Annotated in this window: 14 protein-coding genes and 1 pseudogene; 13 read left to right on the top strand and 2 right to left on the bottom strand. The window is 63.5% G+C overall.

The window, feature by feature from the left end; genetic code table 11:
- Positions 1 to 15 precede the first annotated feature (15 nt).
- Together K408_RS0131125 and K408_RS0131120 are read left to right on the top strand one after the other, a co-directional pair.
- On the top strand, positions 16 to 1,527 hold the full coding sequence (locus K408_RS0131125) for an aldehyde dehydrogenase family protein (RefSeq protein WP_024342420.1): 1,512 nt from the start codon (positions 16 to 18) through the stop codon (positions 1,525 to 1,527).
- An 8-nt stretch (positions 1,528 to 1,535) separates the two neighbouring features.
- Positions 1,536 to 2,324 carry a sulfite exporter TauE/SafE family protein gene (locus K408_RS0131120; RefSeq protein ID WP_024342421.1) on the top strand — a complete coding sequence of 263 codons (789 nt, stop codon included), beginning with the start codon at positions 1,536 to 1,538 and terminating at the stop codon, positions 2,322 to 2,324.
- Positions 2,325 to 2,333: 9 nt separating this feature from the next.
- Here K408_RS0131120 and pdxR read toward each other — a convergent pair whose 3' ends face one another.
- On the bottom strand, positions 2,334 to 3,788 hold the full coding sequence (pdxR, locus tag K408_RS0131115; RefSeq protein WP_080654963.1) for a MocR-like pyridoxine biosynthesis transcription factor PdxR: 1,455 nt from the start codon (positions 3,786 to 3,788) through the stop codon (positions 2,334 to 2,336).
- A 319-nt stretch (positions 3,789 to 4,107) separates the two neighbouring features.
- On the opposite strand from pdxR, the gene K408_RS0131110 reads away from it, so the two are divergent.
- The 11 genes and pseudogenes from K408_RS0131110 to K408_RS44440 all read left to right on the top strand — a co-directional run.
- A complete protein-coding gene (locus K408_RS0131110; protein WP_024342423.1) occupies positions 4,108 to 5,751 on the top strand; it encodes an amidohydrolase in 1,644 nt (547 codons plus the stop codon).
- Positions 5,748 to 6,734 (top strand): CobW family GTP-binding protein, encoded by a 987-nt coding sequence (locus tag K408_RS39320; RefSeq protein ID WP_024342424.1) that lies wholly within the window; start codon positions 5,748 to 5,750, stop codon positions 6,732 to 6,734. The genes K408_RS0131110 and K408_RS39320 overlap by 4 nt, the downstream gene beginning before the upstream one ends.
- A gap of 3 nt (positions 6,735 to 6,737) precedes the next feature.
- The gene (locus tag K408_RS0131100; RefSeq protein ID WP_024342425.1) at positions 6,738 to 8,342 is read left to right on the top strand and encodes an ABC transporter substrate-binding protein; all 1,605 of its coding nucleotides are present in this window, start codon (positions 6,738 to 6,740) and stop codon (positions 8,340 to 8,342) included.
- Positions 8,343 to 8,368: 26 nt separating this feature from the next.
- Positions 8,369 to 9,349 (top strand): ABC transporter permease, encoded by a 981-nt coding sequence (locus tag K408_RS0131095; protein WP_024342426.1) that lies wholly within the window; start codon positions 8,369 to 8,371, stop codon positions 9,347 to 9,349.
- A 53-nt stretch (positions 9,350 to 9,402) separates the two neighbouring features.
- The gene (locus tag K408_RS0131090; RefSeq protein WP_024342427.1) at positions 9,403 to 10,302 is read left to right on the top strand and encodes an ABC transporter permease; all 900 of its coding nucleotides are present in this window, start codon (positions 9,403 to 9,405) and stop codon (positions 10,300 to 10,302) included.
- A 2-nt stretch (positions 10,303 to 10,304) separates the two neighbouring features.
- Entirely contained in the window at positions 10,305 to 11,303 is a 999-nt protein-coding gene (locus K408_RS0131085) for an ABC transporter ATP-binding protein (protein ID WP_024342428.1), read from the top strand.
- A complete protein-coding gene (locus K408_RS0131080; protein ID WP_024342429.1) occupies positions 11,300 to 12,343 on the top strand; it encodes an ABC transporter ATP-binding protein in 1,044 nt (347 codons plus the stop codon). Before K408_RS0131085 ends, K408_RS0131080 begins: the two co-directional genes overlap by 4 nt.
- 536 nt (positions 12,344 to 12,879) lie before the next feature.
- Positions 12,880 to 13,275, top strand: coding sequence for an IS66-like element accessory protein TnpA (gene tnpA, locus K408_RS41435; RefSeq protein WP_080654962.1), 396 nt, complete (start codon positions 12,880 to 12,882; stop codon positions 13,273 to 13,275).
- 25 nt (positions 13,276 to 13,300) lie between these two features.
- Positions 13,301 to 13,618: an IS66 family insertion sequence element accessory protein TnpB gene (gene tnpB / locus K408_RS41430; RefSeq protein ID WP_349509775.1), complete on the top strand. Its 318-nt coding sequence runs from the start codon at positions 13,301 to 13,303 to the stop codon at positions 13,616 to 13,618.
- Positions 13,619 to 13,771: 153 nt separating this feature from the next.
- Positions 13,772 to 14,026: a FitA-like ribbon-helix-helix domain-containing protein gene (locus tag K408_RS0131070; RefSeq protein ID WP_024342431.1), complete on the top strand. Its 255-nt coding sequence runs from the start codon at positions 13,772 to 13,774 to the stop codon at positions 14,024 to 14,026.
- Between the two features lie 170 nt (positions 14,027 to 14,196).
- Positions 14,197 to 15,039, top strand: a pseudogene (locus tag K408_RS44440) (IS66 family transposase); the annotation flags it as partial.
- A gap of 227 nt (positions 15,040 to 15,266) precedes the next feature.
- Here the strand turns inward: K408_RS44440 and K408_RS0131055 are convergent.
- Positions 15,267 to 16,265 carry an IS110 family RNA-guided transposase gene (locus tag K408_RS0131055; RefSeq protein WP_028146080.1) on the bottom strand — a complete coding sequence of 333 codons (999 nt, stop codon included), beginning with the start codon at positions 16,263 to 16,265 and terminating at the stop codon, positions 15,267 to 15,269.
- Between the last annotated feature and the right edge of the window lie 65 nt (positions 16,266 to 16,330).

The raw sequence follows: 16,330 nt of genomic DNA, 5'->3' as shown, positions 1-16,330 counted from the left end.
GCCCAACGTGGCCCCATGATCAACATCGCTACACGCATCAACCCCTCCATCGCTCCCGCTGTTGCGGAGACGATCTCGCAGCTCCAGAATCGCCATCTCATTGCCAGCGCGTTGGTGCCCGCAACTGCCGGCGGCACGCTCGAGGTGATCGATCCGGCCACGGGTCAAGTCATCGGCGTCGCGCCCGCAGCCCAATCAACCGACGTCGCGCGCGCAGTCGAGGCCGCAGCGGCGGCGTTTCCGCGCTGGGCCGCGACGCCGGCAAGGCATCGCGGAAAGCTGATCGCGGAGGCGGTCCGGAGCCTGGCCGAGCGCGCCGATACCATTGCCACCGTGCTGGCACTGGAGACCGGAAAGGCGATCCGCACCGAATGCCGCGGCGAGGTCGCGACCGCGATCGACATCGTCGCGATGTATGCGGGGCTGGCCTCGGAGCTGAAGGGCGAGACGCTGCCGTTCGATCCGCAGATCCTGACCTATACCAGCCGCGAGCCGCTGGGCGTGGTCGCCGCGATCCTGCCGTGGAACGTGCCACTGGTGCTGATGATGCTGAAGATCGCGCCGGCGCTGGTCGCGGGCAACACCGTCGTGGTGAAGGCCTCGGAGGAGGCGCCCTATGCCACGATCGAGATGGCGCGGCGAATGGCCGAGTTGCTTCCGGCCGGCGTGCTCAACGTGATCTCCGGCACCGGGCGCGATTGCGGAGCGGCGCTGGTCGAGCATCCCGCCGTGGCAAAGGTGACGTTTACCGGATCGCAGGCCGTCGGCGAACTGATCTACCAGACCGCGGCGGGAAAGATCATTCCGGTCAGCCTCGAGCTTGGCGGCAAGAGCCCGATGATCGTCTATGGCGACGCCGATCTGTCCCGCGTCGTCGCCGGCGCGATTGCCGGCATGCGCTTCACCCGGCAGGGCCAGAGCTGCACGGCGGCGAGCCGCATCTACGTCCATACGACCTTGTTCGACGGCTTCGTCGCCGCATTGCGCGAGGCGTTGGCGAGGCTCGTGATCGGCGACCCGCTCGACGAGGCCACCGACATCGGCACTGTGATCTCGCAGCGGCAGAAAGCCAGGATCGAAGCCTATCTCGCGCTCGGCGAACGCACGGCCGGAGCCACGGTGATACGTTGCGGCGAGCTGCCGCGAGCCAGCTACCTTGCGGACGGGCTTTACCTGCAACCGACCATCGTTACTGGTCTCGGTGAGGACAGCCCGCTGATGCGCGAGGAGATCTTCGGACCCGTCGTCTGCGTGCAGCCGTGGGACGACGAAGATGACGTCATCGCCCGCGCCAACGACAGCGATTTCGGCCTGGCCGCTACGGTGTGGACGCACGATCTGCGCACGGCGCTGCGTGCCGTGCAGCGGCTCGATGCCGGCTACGTCCAGGTCAACCAGAGCCTGACGATCCAGCCCAATCTCAGCTATGGCGGCTTCAAAAAGTCCGGTCTGGGCAAGGAGGCCTCCCTCGAAGCCATGCTGGAGCACTTCACCAGGAAGAAGACCGTCGTTATCGACATGCGCTAGGACCGCCCATGCACGCGCTGATCGTCGCGACCGAGGCAAGCTTCCTCGCAAGCCTGCCGTCATCGTCGAGCATCGCCGCCACCATGACGGCCGTGATGATCGCGGCGCTGCTGCGCGGCTTCACCGGCTTCGGCTTCGCGCTGGCGGCGGTACCGTTGATGGGGTTGTTCTCGGCGCCCGCCACGGCGGTGCCGATCGCGGTGCTGCTGCAGTTTCTCGGCGGTCTCAATGATCTCAGGCGAAATCATCGCGACTGCCATTGGGGGTCGTTGCGCTGGCTGATCGTCGGTGCCGTACTCGGCTCGCCGTTAGGCGCGATGGCGCTCAGCGTTGCGCCTGCGCCCGTTGCGCGGATCGTCATCGCCTTGATCAGCGCGGGTGCGGTTTGTGTTCTGGGCCGCGGCTTTGCGCTCGACGAAGTACCGTCGCGACTGGTCACGACCGGGTTCGGCGCCCTAGCCGGCGTCTTCAACGGGCTGGCGGCGATGCCGGGGCCGCCGGCGGTGGTGTACTACATGTCAGGGCCGTTTCGCGCAGTGGCGGCGCGAGCCTCGCTCATGATCTTCTTCCTCGCCACCTCGGTCGCCGCTTTCGTCAGCATTGCCATGGTGGGGCTTGCGACCGCCAACGTCGTGTGGCTGTCGTTGCTGACGCTCCCAGTGATGTTCGTCGGTACCTGGATCGGCGAACTCGGCTTTCGCCGCGGCAGCGAGAAGCTGCATCGCCGCGTCTCGATCGCCAGCCTCGGAGGTGTCGCGCTGCTCAGCGCGTTGAAGGGCATCAGCGAACTGACGTGAGCGCTGCTCTCATGGCCGGCGACCGAGATGGTCGGCGATGACACCGCCGAGCTTCTCGACCCCGACCTCGATGCGGTCGGTGCGGATCGAGGAGAAGCCGAGCCGGAAGCAGTGCCGGCTGACGTTCTCGTCCATCGAGAAAACTGCACCCGGCTCGATCACCACGCCCTGCGCGAGCGCGGCCTGCGCCAGCTGGGTCGTATCGGTGCCTTCGGGGCACGCGATCCAGTAGTTGGTCGAGCCCTGTCCACGCGAGAACGTGCAGTCGGGCAAGTGGACAGGCAACAACCGGTCCAGGATCTTGGCGCGCTCGAGCAGCACCCGGCCAACCTGGGCAAGGTGCGAGCGATAATGGCCGAGGCCGATGAACAGGGCAGCGACGCGCTGATTATTCAGCGGCGGGTGGCGCAGCATCAGTCGCCGCAGCGCGCGCAACTCCCGGATTACTGGCGCGGGCGCGACGACGTAACCCAGCCGCAGGCCGGGCGCCAGCGTCTTCGACAGGCTGCCGACGTACAGCACGCTGTTGTCGCGGTCGAGGCTCTTCAGTGGCGGCAGCGCCGCCGCTTCCGGCATCAGTTCGCCCTCGTAGTCGTCCTCGACCAGCACCACGTCGCCGGCCTTTGCGGCCTGCAGCAGTTCCAGCCGCCGCTGCAGCGGCATCACCGCGGCGGTCGGGCATTGGTGGCTGGCGGTGACGTAGGCCAGCGCGCAGCTCGCAAAGGTCTCGTCCGGCAACAGGCCATGGACGTCCGAGCGCAGCGGCGTCACGTCCGGCGTCAGCATCCGAAAGATGTTGCGCGCGTCGGGATAACCTGGCTCCTCGATGCCGACCCGGGTCTGCCCGCTGATGAACAGCGTCGCGATCAGATAGAGCGCGTGCTGCGCGCCGATCGTCGTCATGATTTCGTCGGATCGAGCATGGATGCCGCGCCGCGGCAGCACCTGAAGCTGCAACTGCTCGATAAGCGCAGGATCATCGCCGTCGATCAGGTCGCGGGCCCAGTTGTTGATTTCCGGGACGCTGAGTGCGGCACGAGCGCTTTCCCGCCAGTCATTAGTCGGGAACAGACTTGGGTCGAACTGACCGAAAATGAAGGGATAGGGCTGGGCTTGCCAATCGGCGGGCTTGCTGATGTTGCGCTGCACCGACGGCCGGATCGCGTAGCGCGCCGACCAGCTCTGGTCGTCGCGGCTCACCGCTTCAGCCGGCTTTGGTCGGGCAGAGGCGACCTTCTTGGACAGGCCCGCGACGAAATAACCGCTGCGCTGGCGCGAGACCAGGAAGTTCTGATCGACGAGTTGCTCGTAGGCAATCACCACCGTATTCCGCGCGACCTTGAGTACCGCCGCGAGGTCCCGGCTCGAGGGCATCCGCATGCCGAGCGGGAGCCGGCCGTCCTCGATTGCCGTCACGATGGTCTGCCGGATCTGCAATTGCAGGAATGCGCCACTACGGTCCATGCCGCGGAACAATGCGCGCCAGAACAGCTCGTCGCTGCCCAATCGGGAGGCAGTTCCGGGAGCATTTGCCGCGTTTGCGTGCGGCACATCGTGGGACTGGTCGAGATGCAGCAATCTTCCCAAGAGATACACCTAAAAAGCAAACGGATCTGAACATGTCGGGTCTGCAAGCGATAGGCAAGAACTCTGCCACCTAGCCCGGCGCTGGACGAATGGCGCTGGCTCCATTTGAGCCGACCATCTGGCGCTAGTGCGATCCTGCCGACCGCCTCACGTTACCACCCGCAATCTCGTTAAAGGTTTAGGAGACCCGCGGATCGTGGCATCAGGCACCGTCGTCTTTGCAGCCCGCAAGATCATCACGATGAATCCGTCGCGGCCGTTCGCAACGCACGTTGCAGTGCGGGAGGGTCGCATTGTGGCGACCGGCACGGCGGAGGAATTGTGCGTCGGCGACGCGCAGCTCGATACCGGCTTCGCCGACAAGGTGCTCATGCCCGGATTCGTCGAAGGTCACAGCCACATCATGGAAGGCCTGATGTGGCTGATGCCTTATGTCGGCGCGTTCGACCGCCGCTCGCCGGAAGGTCGACTGGTCACGGGAGTCGGCGACATCGATGCCATCGTCGCGCGCCTCAAGGAGGCGGAGGCGCAGTTGCCGGACGATCGGGCGGCGCTGTACGCTTGGGGCTTCGATCCGCTGCATATCAGCGGCAGGATGCTGAGCCGTCACGATCTCGACCGCGTTTCGACCAAACGGCCGGTCATCGTGGTGCATGCCTCGTTTCACATCAACAACGTCAACACGCACACACTCGAACGCGCCGAGCTGCTGCACGCCACCAACATCTCCGGCGTCGTTTCCGGTCCCGACGGACTGGCAAGCGGCGAATTGCAGGGCATCCCGGCGCGGATGCGTCTATTCCGCGCGCTCGGCAACAATCCGCAGAGCGGCGACATCACCGAAGCGGACGTCAATCGGTACGCGGCGTCCGCATGCGTGCAGGGCGTTACAACGATCACCGACCTGCACAACGATCTGACCGACCAGACCGTCGAAGTGTATCGCAGCGCGACGACTGCGCCTGATTTCGGCGTGCGCCTCGTTCCGGCACTGGCTTCAGCTTCGCACAAGCCGGAGCAGGCCATCGCCAAGCTCGACATGGTGCGCGAGCACTGCAACGACAAGCTTCACTACGGCATCGTCAAGCTGGTGGTCGACGGGTCGATCCAGGGCTTCACCGCGCGGCTGCGCTGGCCGGGCTATCACAACGGCGCCGCCAACGGACTGTGGTACATCGCGCCCGAGGAGCTGCCACGGCTGGTCGACGCCTATCATCGCGCCGGCATCCAGCTCCATATCCACACCAATGGCGACGAGGCGACCGAGTTGGCACTCGACGCGGTCGAGGCGGCACAGACTGCGCTGCCGCGGCCGGACCACCGCCATACGCTGCAGCATTGCCAGATGGCGGATGCGGCTCTGTTCCGGCGCATGAAAAATCTTGGCGTCTGCGTCAACCTTTTCGCCAATCACCTCTACTACTGGGGCGACTCGCATTATGCATTGACCATGGGTCCCGAACGCGCCGCGCGGCTAGACGCGACCGGCACCGCGCAGCGTATCGGCGTGCCGTTTGCGATCCACTCCGACGCTCCGGTAACACCGTTGGCGCCGCTGTTTACCGCCTGGTGCGCGGTGAACAGGGTGACATCCGGCGGCCGCGAGCTCGGCCGGGACACCGAGGCGCTCACCGTCGAGCAGGCGCTCGCCGCGATCACGATCGGGGCCGCCTACACGCTGAAACTCGACCATCTGGTGGGCAGCATCGAAGCTGGCAAATATGCCGACTTCGTCGTGTTGGAGGAGGATCCGTTGACCGCCGATCCCCGGCGGCTGAAGGACATCGCAATCTGGGGCACCGTGCTTGGCGGCAAGGCCAGGAAGGCACCGCGCGCATGACGCCTGCCTCCGCCAAAATTCCCGTCACGGTGATCGGCGGCTTCCTCGGCGCAGGCAAGACCACGTTCGTCAATCACCTGCTTGCGACCGGAACCGCGCGCACCGCGGTTCTGGTCAACGATTTCGGTGAAGTCAACGTCGACATGTCGCTGATCGCGAGCCATGACGGGGACACGATGACGCTCACCAACGGCTGTATCTGCTGCAGCATCGGCACCAGCTTCATCGATACGATGTGCCGCGTGCTCGACGCTCCGGTGCCGTATGAGCGCATCGTGATCGAGGCCAGCGGTGTCGGTGATCCCTGGAAGATCGCGGAGATCGCGCTGATCGAGCCGGCCTTGCGACTCGACCAGGTGATCGTGATCGCGGATGGCAGCCGGATCGTCCAACTCGCCGGCGATGCCCGGGTCGGCGACACCGTGCGCAGCCAGTTCGACCGATGCGATATCGTGCTGTTGAACAAGATCGATCTGGTCGACGCAGACGGTCTCGCAGCGGCCCGCGCCGCTGTTCAAGGCCTGCGGCCCGAGTTGCGCATCGTCGAGACCGCGCGCGGCGCGATGCCGGCGCTGGCTCAACTCGAGACGGGACCGTCGCTGAGCGGGTTCCGCGTCGACTCGCCGTCGCTCGACGGGACCGATCATGGCGCGCAGTTCTCGAGCTGGTGCTATCGTCGCGACGGCGCGTTCGACCGCGCTGCGCTGGCAGACGCGCTCGCGGATATGCCGCCGCAACTGTTGCGCCTGAAAGGGTCATGCCGGCTCTCGGGCCAGGACGGGAGAACGATCTTCCAGATGGTCGAAAAGGTCTGGTCGGTATCACCGGACACGGTCGACGACATCGATCATGGCTCCGACATCGTTCTGGTCGGCGTCGGCACGGCCGACCTGCCAGCGGCCGCAATGCTCGATGCCATCCTGGACCGGGCGCTCGTAGTCGAACCCGTTCTCTCATTCACACCCTATCCAGCGGAGACTTGATCTATGATGTTGTCAAAGCGATCTTTCCTGACCGGCGCGCTCGGTGGAATGGCCATGATCGGAATGCCGTTCGAGACGCGGGCACAGTCCGCCGGCGGCCGTGGCGGCACGCTGGTGGTCGGCAGCAGCCAGGTACCACGCCACTTCAACGGCGCGGTGCAGTCCGGCATCGCTACGGCGATGCCGAGCACGCAGATATTCGCCTCACCGCTGCGGTTCGACGAGAATTGGAAGCCCCAGCCCTATCTTGCGAAGTCCTGGGAAGTTGCGCCGGACGGATTGTCGGTCACCCTCAAGCTGGTCGACGACGCCGTATTCCATGACGGCAAGCCGGTGACGTCCGATGACGTCGCGTTCTCGGTGATGATAATCAAGGAGAACCACCCGTTCAAGACGATGCTGGCCGCGGTCGACAAGGTGGAGACGCCTGATCCGAAGACCGCGGTGATCAAGCTCGCCCATCCGCACCCGGCCCTTCTGCTGGCGATGTCGCCGGCATTGATGCCGATCCTGCCCAGGCACGTCTACGGAGACGGCCAGGATATCAAGACCCATCCGGCGAACCTCAAGCCGATCGGCTCGGGCCCCTACAAGTTCGTGGAGTACAAGCAGGGCGACTATTACACGCTCGAGAAGTTCGAGAAGTTCTTCATTCCGGGCCGGCCGAAGCTCGACAAGATCGTGGTGCGGCTGATTGCCGATCCGAACGCGCTGCTGGTCTCGACCGAGCGCGGCGAGATTCACGCGGCTCCCTTCATCACCGGCGTGCGCGACATCGAGCGTCTCGAGAAGGTGCAGGACCTGGTCGTTACCGAAAAGGGTTTCGCCGGAATCGGCGCGCTGAACTGGCTGGCCTTCAACACCAAGAAGAAGCCTCTCGATGACGTCCGCGTGCGACAGGCGATCGCCTATGCCGCCAACCGGGACTTCATCGTCAAGAAGCTGATGGGCGGCAAGGCCCCGCCTTCGACCGGGCCGATCGCGCCGGGATCGCCGCTCTACGAGGCCCGCGTCGAGCAGTACAAGTTCGACATCGAGAAATCCAAGAAACTGCTCGACGAGGCCGGGCTGAAGCCCAATGCCGACGGCGTGCGCGCCACCATGACGATCGACTACATTCCCGGCGGCGACGAACAGCAGCGAAACGTCGCGGAGTATATGCGCTCGGCACTCAAGCGCGTCGGCCTCAATCTCGAGGTCAGAGCTGCGCCCGATTTCCCAACCTGGGCGCAGCGCGTGTCGAACTACGATTTCGACATGACCATGGACACCGTCTACAACTGGGGTGACCCCGTGATCGGGGTCGACCGCACCTACCTGTCGTCGAACATCCGCAAGGGCATCATCTGGTCGAACACCCAGCAATATTCCAACCCGAAGGTCGACGATATCCTCGCCAAGGCAGCAGTCGAGACCGCACCGGAGAAGCGCAAGGCGCTTTACTCCGAGTTCCAGAAGATCGTCGTCGAGGACGTGCCGATCTTTTTCATCAACGCGACACCCTACTACAATGCGTTCGCCAAGGGGCTGAGCGGCCTGCCCACCACAATCTGGGGCGTCGCCTCGCCGCTCGACGAACTCTATTGGGCGACTGCGCCGAAAACCTGATTGATCAAGGCCGACAGACCCCGCCGATGACCCTGCTCACCCACTTGTTCGGAAGACTCGCCAACGCCGCCATGTTGCTTCTTGCGGTACTGGTGCTGAATTTCTGTTTGATTCATGCTGCGCCAGGCGACCCCGTGCAGGTAATCGCGGGCGAGATGGGCGGGGCATCGGCGGAGGTGATCGCGGCGTTGCGCGCCAAATACGGGCTCGATCACAGCGTGCTCCAGCAGCTCGTCACCTATCTGCGCAACGTGCTGCTGGGCGATTTCGGCTACTCCTATTATTTCAACCAACCCGTGCTGGGACTGATCGCGCAGCGGCTTCCGGCGACCCTGTACCTGGCGTTCGCCTCCGTCGTGGTCGCGGTCGTGATCGGCACGCTGCTCGGTGTGGTCAGCGCGCGACGCCCCAACGGTTTGCTCAGCCACATCGTCACCGTACTCTCCCTCGCGGGTTATGCAGCGCCGATCTTCTGGACGGGGCTGTTGCTGCTGTTGCTGTTCGGACGGGTATGGCCGGTCCTTCCGGTCAGCGGCATGGCCGACGTCGTGCATCCGAAGGCAGGTCTCGCCTACGTGCTCGACGTCATGACGCACCTGATCTTGCCGGCCACGACGCTGGCGCTGGTGTTCGTCGCGCAATATTCGCGGCTGGCGCGCGTCAACATGATTGACGTGCTGTCCGCCGACTACGTCCGCACCGCACGGGCCAAAGGGCTTCCCGAACGCGTCGTGATCTTCAAGCACGCGCTGCGCAACGCGCTGATCCCAATCGTCACCGTGGTCGGCCTGCAGTTCGGCAATCTGTTTGCCGGCGCCGTCCTGGTCGAAACGGTCTATAGCTGGCCTGGCATGGGCAGGCTCGTGTTCGACTCGATCCTGCGTCGCGACTATCCGACCCTCATGGCGGTATTGTTCTTCTCCGCAGTGATCGTCATCGCAGCGAACATCGTCACCGATATCGTGTACCGGCTGATCGACCCACGCATTCGTGGAGGGGCGCGGTGAGCACGGTGGAGCAAACCCTGATCGTGGCCCCTACCGAACCCTCCGACGCCGGAATCACTGCCAACGCTGCTGCTCCGGGCACGACTTCGGCACCCGCGCAGCCGGTCGCCAAAGCGGCGTCGCCGGCGCGCGCTGCGCTGCGCCAATTCCTGCGCAGCCCCTCGGGCGTCGCCGGTGCAATCATGCTCCTGCTGCTGATCCTGGTCGCGATCTTGGGGCCGATCCTTTGGCCGACTGACCCATTGGAGATCGTGGGACTGCCGTTCGCGCCGCCGGACCCCGACGCGCTGCTCGGCACTGATTATCTCGGCCGCGACGTGCTCGCCGGATTGATCCATGGCGGGCGAGCCACGATGACCGTCGGCGCAGTCGCAGCCTTCATCACAATCATAATCGGCGTCAGCGTCGGTGCGCTCAGTGGCTTCTTTGGCGGGTGGATCGATTCGCTGTTGGTCAAGATCTCGGAGTTCTTCCAGGTCCTGCCACCGCTATTGTTCGCGATGGTTCTCGTGACCCTATTCGGGCCGAAGCTGACGACCATCACCATCGCCATCGGCGCCGTGAGCTGGACCCCGGCCGCGAGGCTGACCCGGGCGGAGTTCATGCGGCTGCGGGACCTCGATTTCATCAAGGCCTCGCGCGCCGCGGGCGCCGGCAATTGGCACCTCATCATGCGGGTGGTGCTCCCGAACGCGCTACCGCCGATCATCGTTTCGGCAACGCTGGCGATCGGCGTCGCCATCCTATTCGAGGGCGGTTTGAGCTTCCTCGGCCTCGGCGATCCCAACACCATGAGCTGGGGGCTCATGATCGGCCAGAATCGCAATTACGTCCTCGACGCCTGGTGGGCCGTGACCTTCCCCGGTGCAGCAATCTTCCTTGCGGTGCTGGCGGTAAGCCTGGTCGGCGACGGGATCAACGATGCGGTCAATCCGCGGCTACGGCGGAGGTAGTGATGGCGCCCGTACTATCGGTCGAAGATCTCAGCGTTAGCATGACGGACCGCGACGGCAAGCTGGTCCCGGTGCTGGAGAACCTGTCGTTCAGCGTCGACAGGGGCCGTACCATCGCACTGGTCGGGGAGTCCGGCTGCGGCAAGAGCATGACGGCGCTGGCGATCATGCGGTTGCTGCCCGAGGGTTTTGTCGTGACGTCCGGACGCATCCTGCTCGAGGGCGAGGACGTCCTGACCGCCCGAAACCAGCGAATGCGGGCCTTGCGCGGCGACACTGTCTCAATGGTGTTCCAGGAGCCGATGACTGCGCTTAATCCGCTCTACACCGTTGGCGACCAAATCGCGGAAGCGCTGTATCACCACCGCAATCTCAGTCGCAGGGAGGCCAACGAGCAGGCAGTCGAATTTCTGAAGGCCGTGCAGATCCCGGCGGCGGAGCACCGGGCCAAAACCTATCCGCACCAGATGTCCGGCGGCATGCGCCAGCGAGTGATGATCGCCATGGCGATCGCATGCAAGCCGAAACTGCTGATTGCCGACGAGCCGACCACGGCGCTCGACGTGACCGTGCAGGCCCAGATCTTCGATCTCCTGGCGAAGCTGCAGGAGGAAACCGAGACAGCGATCGTGCTGATCACCCACGATCTCGGCGCAGTTGCCGAGCTTGCCGACGACATCGCGGTGCTTTACGCTGGCCGCTGCATCGAGACTGGCCCATCGCAGGAGATTGCGGCTCGCCCGCGTCATCCGTATACCCGCGGATTGCTAGCCTGCATGCCGCATCTCGCCATCGGCCAGCCCAAGCCGTCTGTCTGGGTCGATCTCGGCGAGATCCCGGGCATGGTCCCCGGGCTTGGCAACCGCGGCCCGGATTGCGCATTTTTGGCGCGCTGCAGCTATGCGTCCGAAGTGTGTCGGTCGCAACCGCAGCCGCCGCTCGGGGCGATCGATACGGGACATGCTGTGTCGTGCTGGCTTGCCCGGGAGATTGCGGCATGAACTTTCACGCGATCACCCATCTGGCCGACGGCAATCCCTATCTGCTCGACGTCAACGACCTGGTGGTGCATTTTCGCTCCGGCAGGCAGCGGCCGTGGACCAAGCACGCCGTTGTCCATGCCGTCGACGGCGTCAGCTTTCGCGTCAGGCGCGGCACGACGTTCGGCATCGTCGGCGAGAGCGGTTCGGGCAAATCGACCACGGCGCAAGCGATCATGCGGCTGGTGCCCGCGACCTCCGGCCAGATCGTGTTTCGCGGCGAAGACATCATGCCGCTGACCGGCGAGCCGCTGCGGCAGGCGCGAAAGCACCTCCAGATCGTATTCCAGGACCCCTTCTCCGCACTCGACCCGCGCCGCCGCGCGGGAGATCAGATCCGTGAGCCGCTCGACCTGCTCCATATCGGCGCCCGTAGCGCTCGCGACGAACGGGTACGGCACCTGCTCGGCGAGGTCGGGCTGCCTCCGGAGGCCGCCGACCTGTTCCCGCATCAGTTCTCGGGAGGTCAACGCCAGCGATTGTGCATCGCGCGCGCGCTCGCGCCAGAACCCGAGCTGATCGTCTGCGATGAGGCGGTGTCGGCGCTCGATGTGGCGATCCAGGCACAGATCCTCAACCTGCTGAAGAAGCTGCAGCGCGAGCGCGGGCTGACCTACATCTTCATCTCGCACGACCTCGGAGTGATCCAGCAATTCTGTGACGAGATCGCGGTGATGTATCTCGGCAAGATTGCGGAGCAGGCACCCGCTTCGACGCTCTTCACCGAGCCGCGCCATCCCTATACATGGTCGCTGGTGTCCGCGGCGGCGCCACCCGGACCGCTGCGGGATGCGCTGAAGGCGAAATATCTGGTCAACGGCGAGCCGCCGTCGCCGGTCAATCCCCCGCCCGGCTGCCGCTTCGCAGGCCGGTGTCCGTTCGCTATCGATCAGTGCCGCGCGCAACAGCCCCATCTCGATGCGGTCGGTCCGGAACATTTCGTTGCTTGCCATAGGCAGAAAGAACTTGCGGGCCCCGATTTCACGCTGCCCGCGCTCTAACTGTTATCGAACCACTCCTGCGAAGCCGCGACCGAACGTCCTGCAAACAACGAGGCCAGCTTTGGGTCAAAAGCGCCGGTCTAGACAGCTGCGATTAGTTTCCGCTCCACGCGCGACAGCCGACACCCCAACGAGCATTCGGCTGGGTCGCGGCGGGCCAAAGGCAGACATTGCTTGCCACCGCTACCGAATGCCAGCTCGAGAACGAGCCTGATAGAAAAGCCTTTTAAGGTCCGCCGGACGAATTGGCTCTAAGGGTAGCGCAGTGAGCGTGATCTTCGGAAACACCTGCTTCAGGAGCTGCGCCGCGGTGCGCGCCTCTTCAACTCTCCCTAGGAGGTTGAGCGACGCTGTTTGCACGGCATGTGGTACCCAATAGATTGGCTTGCGGTCGATCGCGAGATTGGACCACTTTAGTGCTGAGCATTCTTGATGCATTCGCGGGCAGGGTACGCATCCGGCGGCCGCCGCCTTCTCTGGCACGCTAAAATTCGTCAAGCGTGTGACCTTAAGTCTAGCCTTGAGGTTATCAGGCGATGCGGGTCGACGTTTTGGGCGGGCTGGAGCGTCGTCGGCGCTGGTCGCAGGATGACAAGGCACGGATTGTCGAGGAGACATTGGCGCCGGGCGCAAAGGTGACTGCGGTTGCGCGTCGCAACGGAGTAGCGGCCAGCCTGGTGTTTACCTGGCGTCGACAAGCGCGGACATCCGAGCAGGTCGTACCATCTTTTGCGCCGGTGCAGATCGCCGCCACGGAAGCGGGGGAAGCTCCGAAGCTTTTACCTGCGAGTGATAGCCGAGCGCGGTCTGTAGTGGCTGCGCGTATTGGATTGATCGAGATCGACCTTGGCAACCGGCGACGTATCCGAGTGGACGCGCACGTCGATCCAGAAGCGCTGGCGCGGGTCCTCGAGGTGCTTGAGCGCCGATGATTGCCATTCCGGGTAATGTGCGGGTGTGGCTTGCAACCGGTCACACCGATATGCGCCGCGGCTTTCCAGGCCTTGCGCGGTTGGCCCAGGAGCTTTGAAGCGTGATCCGCACGCTGGTGATCTCTACGTTTTTAGGGGCCGCCGCGGCGACCTAGTCAAGATCATCTGGCATGATGGCCAAGGCGCGTGTTTGTTCACGAAGCGGCTGGAGCGCGGCCGTTTTTTGTGGCCATCGTTGGCGGGCGGCGTTGTGACGATCAGCGTTGCACAGCTATCCTATCTTCTCTCCGGAATTGATTGGCGAATGCCGCAGGCAACTTGGCGTCCACAGGCTTCCGGTTAAATCGGCTATCTGGATTAGGGTGTGGGGGTGATCAAAAAAACTTCGCATTATCTTTAGCTGGGGAGCTGAGGTTCTGCGGCGCGTGAGCGCCGCAATCATTCTTATGCTATCATGCGTTCTTAGCATCGCAGTCAGTCACCGGAGGACGCCATCATGGCCGCTGTCACCATCCGCAACCTCTCCGAGGAGGCGTACCGCGCCCTGAAAGTCCGCGCGGCGCAGCACAATCGCAGCGCGGAAGCGGAAATGCGCGCCATTCTGGAGGCCGCCGTGCGTCCCGAGGGCCGGCTGCGGCTCGGCACCGCCCTTTCGGAGATGAGCCGAAAGATCGGCCTCACCAATGCCGATGTCGAGGCACTTGAACAGAGCCGCGACGCCCACTCCGCTGAGCCGACGCGCTTCGAATGATCCTACTCGACACCATTGTGGTCTCCGAGGCGATGAAGCCCGATCCGCACCCATCGGCCCGTGACCGGCTCGACGCTGAGCGAGACTGTTCGGAAAAGCGTCGGTTGATTGTGAGTTCAACATTGTAATTCGACTAGCCGTTAAATCGAGCGGGATTTCTTGCAACGAGTATGGTTGATTCGTCTTTGACGACGCCTGCCGTTCCGCTTCCCGCCGACCTTGCCGCTGCGCATGCGATGATCATTGTGCAGCGTGAACAGCTGACGCTGGCGAAGAGCGAAGTGACCGTCGGCCGGCTGGAAATCGAGCGGCTGAAGCTGATGCTGGCCAAGGCACGGCGAGAACAGTTCGGGCAATCTTCTGAACGCGGCAAGCTGCTGGTCGAGCAGCTTGAACTTGCCATCGAGGATATTGAAGAGACCCAGGCGGAGCAGGAAACCAAAGCCGAGTTCGCAGCGCCGGAAGCCGTCCAACAGCAGCGCGCGCAAAATCCGCGGCCGCCGCGACGTCCGCTGCCGGACAATCTGCCCATCGAGAGCGTCGTCGAACCCGCGCCTTGCGTATGCGGCAAGTGCGGCAGCGAGCGACTGCACAAGCTCGGCGAGGTGATATCGAAGACCCTGGAATGCGAGCCGCGGCGCTGAAAGATTATCGAGCATGTCCGCGAAAAGTTCTCCTGCCGGGATTGCGAAGCGATCACAGAGGCTCCGGCGCCCTCCCATCCGATCCCGCGAGGCTTTGCCGGGCCGAGCCTGCTGGCGATGGTGCTGGTCAACGAGTTTCTGCTGCATCAGCCGTTGAACCGACAGAGCAAGACCTATGCCCGCGAAGGGATCGAGATCGACGCCTCGACCCTGGCGGATCGGGTCGGCGCCTGCGTGGTAGCACTGGATCCCATTATTGAGGCTATCCGGATCCACGCCATGAGCGCGGAACGCATCCATGCCGACGATACGACGGTGCCGGTACTGGCCGAGCTTAAGACGGTGACCGGTCGGATCTGGACCTATCTATGGACGGTCCCCGCTTTGCAAGGCCATTTGCTTTGTTTTGGCTAACGATCGTTTGCAGCTATCTATCCGGCTTTATGGCATGCCACGAGCCTTGATGAGATCCGCGGATCGGCGCCCAATTACGTTGGCGAGCTCTGAAGCTCGATAGGTCCAACGGGCTTAGCCGACCCCGGTCCGACCGGTTGCCATCACTCTGCTTTGCCCTCGCAAACGGAGCCACGCTCGATTTATACTTGCGCGCGGTATTCTTCACCATTGGCCATGATCGCCCAAGCGATCCGTGCAGTTTTGTGAGCGAGCGCCACCGTCACGACATTGAAGGGACGCCTGCCGAGCAGCTCTGTTATCCAGGTATTGGTGACCTGATGGATACGGACGCGATGAACGGCCGCTCGGGCGCCATGTATTAGCAACTTACGAATGTAGCCGTCGCCGCGCTTGCTGATACCGCCCAAACGCTCCCTTCCCCCGGTCGAATGCTGCTTCGGTACTAATCCAAGCCAGGCGGCGAAATGCCTTGCCGAAGCGAACTGTTGTGGATGATCGACAGACGCCGCCAGGGCGGTGGCGGCAAATGGGCCGATGCCCGCCACCTTCATGAGACGCCGACAGACTTCATTGTCTTTGGCAGTTGCAAGGATCATTTTCTCGTGGCTTTCAATGTGTAGCTCAAGGTCTTCGATCTGATCGACAAGGATTGAAAGAGCGCTACGCGCGCTCTGTGGGATGCGCTCGTCAACGTCCACGAGTGCCATGAGCTCTCTCGCGTTTGCTTTTCCCTTCCCGGTCACGATTCCCAACTCGCCCAAATGACCACGCAGAGCATTTATCGCGCCTGTGCGCTGTCGAATAAGCAAATCTCGCGTGCGATGTAGCATTAAAATTCCCTGCTGTTCGACGGTTTTTACAGGGACAAAGCGCATGCCAGGCCGTTGGACGGCTTCCCAGCACGCCTCCGCATCAGCAGCATCATGCTTGTTTGTCTTCACGTAGGCTCGGACGTAGCGGGCCGGCATAAGACGTGCTTTGTGTCCAAGCTTTATTAGTTCACGAGCCCAATGATGAGCGCTGCCGCAAGCCTCAAGACCAACGAGACAACTTGGAAGCCGTGAAAAGAAATCGAGAACCTTCCCGCGGGCGAGCTTCTTGCGGATAATTTCTCCATCCGCCGTAATCCAGTGGATTTGAAACCAGCTCTTCGAGATATCAAGCCCGATTGTCACCATAGCTTGTCCTCCTTCTTGGGGTGCCCTTTCGCAGCTTATCAGGGCGGGGACCGTCCATCTCATTA

Source organism: Bradyrhizobium sp. in8p8, assembly GCF_000426845.1.
In the GTDB taxonomy this organism is placed as follows: Bacteria; Pseudomonadota; Alphaproteobacteria; order Rhizobiales; family Xanthobacteraceae; genus Bradyrhizobium; species Bradyrhizobium japonicum_C.
Note: the sequence above shows the minus strand (reverse complement) of the source record. Positions and strands in the feature narration are given on the sequence as shown.

Coding starts and splice junctions, on each gene's coding strand:
- K408_RS0131100 (WP_024342425.1), top strand. CDS start 6,738: ATGATGTTGTCAAAGCGATCTTTCCTGACCGGCGCGCTCGGTGGAATG.
- tnpA (WP_080654962.1), top strand. CDS start 12,880: ATGCGGGTCGACGTTTTGGGCGGGCTGGAGCGTCGTCGGCGCTGGTCG.
- K408_RS39320 (WP_024342424.1), top strand. CDS start 5,748: ATGACGCCTGCCTCCGCCAAAATTCCCGTCACGGTGATCGGCGGCTTC.
- K408_RS0131120 (WP_024342421.1), top strand. CDS start 1,536: ATGCACGCGCTGATCGTCGCGACCGAGGCAAGCTTCCTCGCAAGCCTG.
- pdxR (WP_080654963.1), bottom strand. CDS start 3,788: ATGGACCGTAGTGGCGCATTCCTGCAATTGCAGATCCGGCAGACCATC.
- K408_RS0131080 (WP_024342429.1), top strand. CDS start 11,300: ATGAACTTTCACGCGATCACCCATCTGGCCGACGGCAATCCCTATCTG.
- K408_RS0131070 (WP_024342431.1), top strand. CDS start 13,772: ATGGCCGCTGTCACCATCCGCAACCTCTCCGAGGAGGCGTACCGCGCC.
- K408_RS0131125 (WP_024342420.1), top strand. CDS start 16: ATGATCAACATCGCTACACGCATCAACCCCTCCATCGCTCCCGCTGTT.
- K408_RS0131055 (WP_028146080.1), bottom strand. CDS start 16,265: ATGGTGACAATCGGGCTTGATATCTCGAAGAGCTGGTTTCAAATCCAC.
- K408_RS0131095 (WP_024342426.1), top strand. CDS start 8,369: ATGACCCTGCTCACCCACTTGTTCGGAAGACTCGCCAACGCCGCCATG.
- K408_RS0131085 (WP_024342428.1), top strand. CDS start 10,305: ATGGCGCCCGTACTATCGGTCGAAGATCTCAGCGTTAGCATGACGGAC.